The following is a 5,264-nucleotide window of genomic DNA, read 5'->3' as shown; positions in this document are numbered from 1 at the left end:
TCCATATACGTTCCTCGCCGTTCAGAATGACGCTGTAGGCAAAGAAAAATCAATTTCACTTCAATCACTTACACCATTCCAGCGAGCCTTGGCGAGACTAGGAATCTACTATCAGCACGCTAAGAAGTAAGAATGCTCATCTGTACTCGCCTTCGGTTTAAGATGCATAAAAATAAAGCTCGCGATTAAGCGAGATTTATCTAGATGTTCATTGTCAAAAACCATCACTCCAACGGTTCAGTCGGCGCTTGGTTACCCGGCTTCGGCTCAGCAAACGGCACATCCGCTAGCGCTTCAGCGTTATTCAGCACCAATTCACCAACATGGAACAAGCCGTACTCGCCCGGCTTCATGCGATGCCATGTCTCATTCCCCGTTAACGGCTGAGTCGCAATCACAGAAACCACATCGTTTGGTGTTGTCTCTTCTTGGAAGTTGATTTCTACATCTTCATCCAACAGCGCGGCCTTACCAAATGGAGCACGACGCGTGATCCAGTACAAGTGGTTGGTACAGTAAGTCATCACAAACTCACCATCGCTGAGCAGCATGTTAAACACACCCTTCTCTTTCAGCTTGTCGCAGCACTTTGCAACATAGATAAAGACCGCTTCCATATCCTGAGGAGGTTCAGGAAACTTATCTTCCATCTGCTTTAAGAGCCAGCAAAACGCCATTTCACTGTCCGTTTGACCCACTGGACGATGACGCCCTGTGTGCAAATCTTGGTAATCGGTCAGTTGACCATTGTGTGCAAATGTCCAGTAACGCCCCCAAAGCTCACGCGTAAACGGATGGGTGTTTTCGAGATTCACACCACCTCGGTTAGCTTGACGAATATGGCTCACTACAGCACGACTTTTGATCGGGTAGTTTTGCACCAATTCAGCAATCTGAGAGTCACAACTTGGGTTGGGATCTTTGAAAGTACGGAACCCCTTTCCTTCATAGAAAGTAATCCCCCAGCCATCACGATGCGGGCCAGTGCGACCACCGCGCTGCATCAATCCTGTAAAACTGAAACAAATATCTGTTGGAACATTTGCGCTCATGCCGAGCAATTCACACATGGTTTAACGAACTCCTTACCTTAAAACACAACTAAGCCAGTATTTGGCTTAGTTGTAAATCTTATTCCATCTCTTTTTCGATCAACTGAATAATGATGTGAATGATCTTAATGTGCACTTCTTGAATGCGGTCTGCATAGCCAAAATGTGGTACTCGGATCTCGATGTCTGCAAGACCGGCCATCTTACCGCCATCTTTGCCCGTTAACGCGATCGTCTTCATGCCTTTCGCTTGTGCCGCTTCAATCGCTTTTAGGATGTTGCCTGAGTTGCCAGAAGTCGACAAACCAAACAGAACGTCACCTTTGCGACCAACCGCTTCTACGTAACGAGAAAATACGAAATCATAGCCAAAGTCGTTACTGACACAAGAGAGATGGCTTGGATCTGAAATAGCGATACCAGCGTAACCTGGGCGGTTTTCACGGTAACGACCTGTTAGCTCTTCTGCAAAGTGCATAGAGTCACAGTGAGAACCACCGTTACCGCACGACAACACTTTACCATCTTGCTTGAATGAGTCAGCAATCATTTTCGCTGCCGCTTCGATTTGCGCGATGTTGTGGTCATCACTTAAAAACTTATTCAGAACTTCAGCAGCTTCGTTTAATTCACTTCTAATCAGATCTAGGTACATAAGACGTTCTCTTTATTATCTCGGCCACAGCAGTGAGGTTGAGCCTCTCGCTTGGCAAATTGTTCTGATGTGACATTCACACCGGACAGTTCATTACTCTGAGTTTACCCACAAACGAGAATTAGTGTCGATAGCGAAGCAACAGATTTGGATTTATCACGGTAATAAACTTGTTAACTTGCTTACGAAATCATCACCCAACTCTCAACTTTAGAATTTTAACTCTACTTAGATCACTTTTTGCCCAATCTCAGAATTTACATTTATTTAATATTTTGATTACACTTACAGTACTGGTTAGACCTCTTACCAAAATACAGACGTACAACACAATTAAAGTCTGAAAAGGAAAAAACATATGGACATCTTGCTCTCAATCGTAGCGATGACAGTTGTATTAGGCATTACGCTTTACCACAGAATGTCACTCGTGAAATCCGTCAGCCTGCTAACAGCTGCCATGCTAGCACTGACAATCGCAGGCTCAGTTGGTTTTATTGGCTGGGCACTTTACGTTCTTGCCGTTGCAGTGTTCGCGGTTTCTGGCATTCGCCAATCCCTCATTAGCCGCAAAGCACTGGTGATGTTTAAGAAAGTCCTGCCTGCTATGTCTCAAACCGAGAAAGAAGCATTGGACGCAGGTACAGTGTGGTGGGAAGCCGAACTATTCAAAGGCAAACCTGAATGGCAAAAACTTCACGCAATCAAAGCGCCTAAGCTGAGCAAAGAAGAGCAAGCCTTCCTAGATGGCCCAGTAAACGAAGTGTGTGCCATGGTGAGTGATTTCCAAGTAACACACGAATTGGCCGATCTACCACCAGAAGTATGGCAATACCTGAAAGACAACAAATTCTTCGCCATGATCATCAAGAAGAAATACGGTGGCCTAGAATTCTCAGCGTACGCGCAATCTTTAGTACTGCAAAAACTGACTGGTGTTTCTGGCGTACTGTCGTCAACCGTTGGTGTACCTAACTCATTAGGCCCAGGTGAACTACTGCAACACTACGGTACTGAAGAACAAAAAGATTACTACCTACCTCGCCTAGCAGAAGGTAAAGAGATCCCATGTTTCGCACTGACTAGCCCAGAAGCAGGTTCCGATGCGGGTTCTATCCCAGATTATGGCGTGGTATGTAAAGGCGAATGGCAAGGTGAAGAAGTCCTTGGGATGCGTCTTACTTGGAATAAGCGCTACATCACTCTAGCGCCTGTCGCAACGGTACTTGGTCTTGCATTCAAACTGCGCGACCCAGAAGGCCTGCTTGGTGATCAAGAAGATCTTGGTATCACTTGTGCTCTGATCCCAACTGACCTTAAAGGCGTTGAGATTGGTAACCGTCACTTCCCGCTTAACGTACCATTCCAAAATGGTCCAACTCGCGGTAAAGATATCTTCGTACCGATGGACTTCATCATCGGTGGTGAAAAAATGGCAGGCCAGGGCTGGCGTATGCTGGTTGAGTGTCTATCGGTTGGTCGTGGTATCACGCTACCTTCAAACTCAACAGGTGGCATCAAAACAGCAGCTATGGCAACGGGCGCTTACTCACGCATTCGTCGTCAGTTCAAACAACCTATCGGCCACATGGAAGGCGTGGAAGAGCCATTAGCACGTCTAGGTGGTAACGCCTACGTGATGGATGCAGCGAGCAACTTAACCGTGGCAGGTATCGATCTAGGTGAAAAACCTTCGGTTATCTCAGCTATCGTGAAATACCACTGTACGCATCGCGGTCAACAAAGCATCATCGACGCGATGGACATCGTAGGCGGTAAAGGTATCTGTATGGGTCCTTCTAACTTCCTAGCCCGTGGTTACCAAGGCGCACCAATCGCGGTAACCGTAGAAGGTGCCAACATTCTAACTCGTTCAATGATCATCTTCGGTCAGGGCGCCATTCGTTGTCACCCTTACGTTCTCGAAGAGATGAACGCAGCATATTCTGACGCGGGCGATGCCGTTGAGAAGTTCGACAGAGCACTAGCGGGTCACGTGAGCTTCACCATGAGTAACCTCGTTCGCAGCATCTGGTTTGGTCTAAGCGATGGTCTCGGTTCAACGTCGCCAACCAAAGACGCAACCAAGCGTTACTACCAACAATTGAACCGTTACAGCGCAAACCTTGCTCTGCTATCGGATATCTCAATGGCTGTTCTGGGTGGTTCGTTGAAACGTAAAGAGCGTTTGTCAGCACGTCTTGGCGACATTCTAAGCCAACTATACCTTGGCTCTGCCACGCTAAAACGCTTTGAGCAAGATGGTCGTCCTGTTGAAGATTTGCCACTAGTACACTGGGGCTTGCAAGACAGCTTGAAGCAAACTGAAGCGGCGATTGATGAGTTCCTGGCGAACTTCCCGAACAAAGTGATTGGTCGTGCACTGCGCGTGCTAATCATGCCATTCGGTCGTGTACGCAAAGCGCCAAGTGATAAGCTAGACAGCAAAGTCGCTCGTATTCTACAAACGCCAAGTGCAACACGTTCACGTATTGGTCGAGGTCAGTACCTAGAACCAACAGAACACAACGCAGCAGGTAAGATTGAGCTGGCACTGTCTGTGATTCTTCAAGCTGAGCCTGTGTTTGACAAGGTATGCAAAGCGCAAGGTAAACGCCGTCCATTCCTACGTTTGGATATGATTGCTCAAGAAGGTCTAGAGCAAGGCGTGATTACTCAAGAAGAAGCCGCTCTATTAAGAGAAGCAGAACAGCACCGCCTAGACACCATCAATGTAGACGATTTTGAGCCAGAACTATTGGCCGCAAAGCCGCTTTACCCTCAGATGGAAAACGTCGCTTGAGTGAATGATCGCTTAGACGATAAGTAGGAAAGCAAAACGGGAGCCGACGCTCCCGTTTTTTTTATTGAATCCCTACTTCGCACAACACGGTGTTAGCAAAGAAGCGTTTATTGTTCGTTATTGTCTTCAACGATAAACGACTGTTCAATTCTGCGCAGTTCTTCCTGCTCTTTCAGCTTAAGTTCTTCTTGAATCGTCGCTTTGCGTTCGTTCAATGCTTTCTTCTCTGACTTAGTCAGGAACTTCACCGCTTTTTTGTTCGCCAATGCGTACGCAACGACATCTTCACTTTTTTCACGGCGCTCACTCACGCGTTGGGAGAAACGTTCGTTGTCACGCGCTTTACGTTCAGCTGAAGTTAATTTGCTCATTTTTGTGCCTTTAATAAGAATACAGCAGCCCAATTGCTGCCCTCAGGTAAACAAATGAGAAGTCATTCATATAGCTGATGGCGTGAGTCTAGCATAGATATGCAAAAGAACAGCGAAGTGATTGTGTGTGCGTACTCGAACCTACTGCCGAGCACTCTGTGGAGGGTGAAGAAACAAACGCCCCAGCGCGCTAACAATAGATTCTTAGTCTCGCTGGAGCTCGCTAGAATGACGGTTCATTTTGAGTAATCAGGTTACTACACGCACAGTGTTTCTAGATTTCCGTCATTCTGAACAGTGAGGAACGTATATGGACTCCCCTAGTAATGCAAGAAGCTTAAGTTAGCGGTTTACAAGTGCACGTATATCCGGTTTCTTTATGG

At 46.7% G+C, this 5,264-nt stretch carries 4 protein-coding genes; 1 reads left to right on the top strand and 3 read right to left on the bottom strand.

Features of this window, described 5'->3' with window-relative positions; all coding sequences use genetic code 11:
- Positions 1-224: 224 nt before the first annotated feature.
- Both KIV40_RS25705 and lpcA read right to left on the bottom strand, forming a co-directional pair.
- Positions 225-1,070 (bottom strand): class II glutamine amidotransferase, encoded by an 846-nt coding sequence (locus tag KIV40_RS25705; protein ID WP_285352016.1) that lies wholly within the window; start codon positions 1,068-1,070, stop codon positions 225-227.
- Positions 1,071-1,131: 61 nt separating this feature from the next.
- A complete protein-coding gene (gene lpcA, locus KIV40_RS25700; protein ID WP_285352015.1) occupies positions 1,132-1,707 on the bottom strand; it encodes a D-sedoheptulose 7-phosphate isomerase in 576 nt (191 codons plus the stop codon).
- A 358-nt stretch (positions 1,708-2,065) separates the two neighbouring features.
- Here lpcA and fadE point away from each other — a divergent pair, with 358 nt between their 5' ends.
- Positions 2,066-4,510 (top strand): acyl-CoA dehydrogenase FadE, encoded by a 2,445-nt coding sequence (gene fadE / locus KIV40_RS25695; protein WP_285352013.1) that lies wholly within the window; start codon positions 2,066-2,068, stop codon positions 4,508-4,510.
- 107 nt (positions 4,511-4,617) lie between these two features.
- Here the strand turns inward: fadE and KIV40_RS25690 are convergent, their stop codons facing one another.
- Positions 4,618-4,881 carry a DNA polymerase III subunit epsilon gene (locus KIV40_RS25690; protein ID WP_285352011.1) on the bottom strand — a complete coding sequence of 88 codons (264 nt, stop codon included), beginning with the start codon at positions 4,879-4,881 and terminating at the stop codon, positions 4,618-4,620.
- Positions 4,882-5,264 lie beyond the last annotated feature (383 nt).

This window comes from Vibrio sp. D173a (assembly GCF_030248475.1).
This window is presented reverse-complemented; position numbering and strand designations above follow the sequence as displayed.

What these genes read in the sequence shown, in the direction of transcription:
- KIV40_RS25705 (WP_285352016.1), bottom strand. Translation starts at nt 1,070, where the DNA reads ATGTGTGAATTGCTCGGCATGAGCGCAAATGTTCCAACAGATATTTGT.
- lpcA (WP_285352015.1), bottom strand. Translation starts at nt 1,707, where the DNA reads ATGTACCTAGATCTGATTAGAAGTGAATTAAACGAAGCTGCTGAAGTT.
- fadE (WP_285352013.1), top strand. Translation starts at nt 2,066, where the DNA reads ATGGACATCTTGCTCTCAATCGTAGCGATGACAGTTGTATTAGGCATT.
- KIV40_RS25690 (WP_285352011.1), bottom strand. Translation starts at nt 4,881, where the DNA reads ATGAGCAAATTAACTTCAGCTGAACGTAAAGCGCGTGACAACGAACGT.